The organism is Pseudomonas sp. 05T35 (assembly GCF_056396605.1).
In genome coordinates, this window is record NZ_JBFTLU010000639.1 from 1 (window position 1) to 1864 (window position 1864).

General features: G+C 59.7%; 2 protein-coding genes. One reads left to right on the plus strand and one right to left on the minus strand.

What is annotated here, in order from left to right; translation table 11 throughout:
* Nucleotides 1–916: glycoside hydrolase family 15 protein (locus tag AC1DH9_RS28300; protein ID WP_477809248.1), on the plus strand; the 916-nt coding region annotated here is incomplete at its 5' end.
* 191 nt (nucleotides 917–1107) lie between these two features.
* Here AC1DH9_RS28300 and AC1DH9_RS28305 read toward each other — a convergent pair.
* Entirely contained in the window at nucleotides 1108–1479 is a 372-nt protein-coding gene (locus AC1DH9_RS28305; protein WP_216743271.1) for a DUF6124 family protein, read from the minus strand.
* Nucleotides 1480–1864: the final 385 nt, after the last annotated feature.

A 1864-nucleotide genomic window follows, 5' to 3' on the forward strand; every position in this document is an offset into this window, starting at 1 on the left:
CTGCCAGGGCAATGCGATGAAGCTCAACGTGCTGTATGCCATCGACGGTCGTCAGCAACTGCCGGAAATCGAACTCGCGCACTTGTCCGGTCACGGCAACGCCAAGCCGGTACGTATCGGCAATCAGGCCTACGAGCAGGCTCAGCTGGATATTTTCGGCGAGTTGATGGACGCGGTGTACCTGGTCAACAAGTACGGTGAGGCCATTTCCCATGAGAGTTGGCAACATGCCATCAAGGTGGTCGATCAGGTTTGCGATAGCTGGCAGCAAGAGGATGTCGGCATCTGGGAAATGCGTGGCGAGCAGCATCACTTCCTGCATTCACGGCTGATGTGCTGGGTGGCGCTGGATCGGGCCATCCGACTCGCGTCGAAACGTTCGCTGCCCGCCCCGTTCGCCCGCTGGGATCAGACCCGCCAAGCGATCTACGCCGACATCTGGAGCAACTTCTGGAACGCTGAACACGGGCATTTCGTCCAGCACATCGGCGGCACCGCGCTCGACGGTTCGATGTTGCTGATGCCGCTGGTGCGCTTCGTCAGCGCCAAGGACCCGCGCTGGCTATCAACCCTGCAAGCGATCCAGAAAACCCTGGTGCGCGACGGCATGGTGTACCGCTACCACAACGACGACAGCCAGATCGATGGCCTGCCCGGCACCGAGGGCGCCTTCGCCGCCTGCTCGTTCTGGTACGTCGAGTGCCTGGCCCGCGCCGGTATGATCGAAAAAGCGCACCTGGAGTTCGAACAACTGCTGCGCTACGCCAACCCGCTCGGACTCTACGCCGAAGAGTTTGACAGCCACGCCAGACACCTGGGCAACACGCCACAAGCACTGACCCATCTGGCGCTGATCAGCGCGGCGAGTTTTCTCGAACGGAAGTTGAGTGGGGAGAAGAGTTACTGGCAGCCGTGAGGTGCTGGTGAGAGACCTGACGGGGACTGTCTGACAGCAGACAGTCCCTTGTGGCGAGGGGGCTTGCTCCCGCTCGGCTGCGCAGCAGTCGTAACCCCTGTCACTCGGTCCTCCAGCAAAACCGCATCGAATGGTGTTGGGACCGCTTCGCGCTCCAGCGGGAGCAAGCTCCCTCGCCACAAGGTTGTGCTCTACGCGTCGGAGTCGTACGGATCGAAATTATCCAGCGCCCGGTTCACCAGCAACTCGCTCAGTACAATCATCTGCTGAATCGCCAGCGCCACATGACGCCGCGAACCTTCCAGTTCGAAGGCCAGATCGCTGGCCAACACATTCACCGACGCCAGGGTTTCGCTGGCGTGGGCCAGCAAGGTTTCGTTGTCGACATCGGGAATGACCACAAACATTTTGCCCGGCCGGGTATCGAGTTTCGGTGGCTGGGTGAATGGCGGTAAGTGGTAATCCAGCGCACGCTCGGCGGCTTCATGCAGCTTGCTGGAATCGAGGGAATCGTACGGGGAAACGCTGGGATTTTCGGGGGGATTGGGGGTGATCTTGACCATGGTTGAAACTCCATTCAGAAATTGGAGTTCGCCATTTCTGCGACCAAGCAAAAGGGTGGCGAACTGTACGCAGGTTGGTCGACCAGGGAATGGAAACCCGGCAGGGCCTAAGCCCTCCCACGCACAGTTTGCCAATAAGCAAAAAAACCGCTCACGCGGTTCTGTGCGCCATTCTAAACCCGGGCGACCAAACCCGGTCACTGATTTTGCAGCGACCCGCAAACACTAGTCCCGCCCCCTTCCCAACCGCAACCTTAAAACCACGTCGGACAATTCCCCACTGCAACGCTTCTTGTAGGAGCCAGACCTTCAAGCCATTACTCGATCCGTAGCAGCTGGCGAAGCCTGCGTTCGGCTGCGCAGCAGTCGTAAATCCTGCCTCCAC

Excerpts from the sequence above, each read along its gene's own strand:
- AC1DH9_RS28305 (WP_216743271.1), bottom strand. The coding sequence starts at position 1,479 with ATGGTCAAGATCACCCCCAATCCCCCCGAAAATCCCAGCGTTTCCCCG.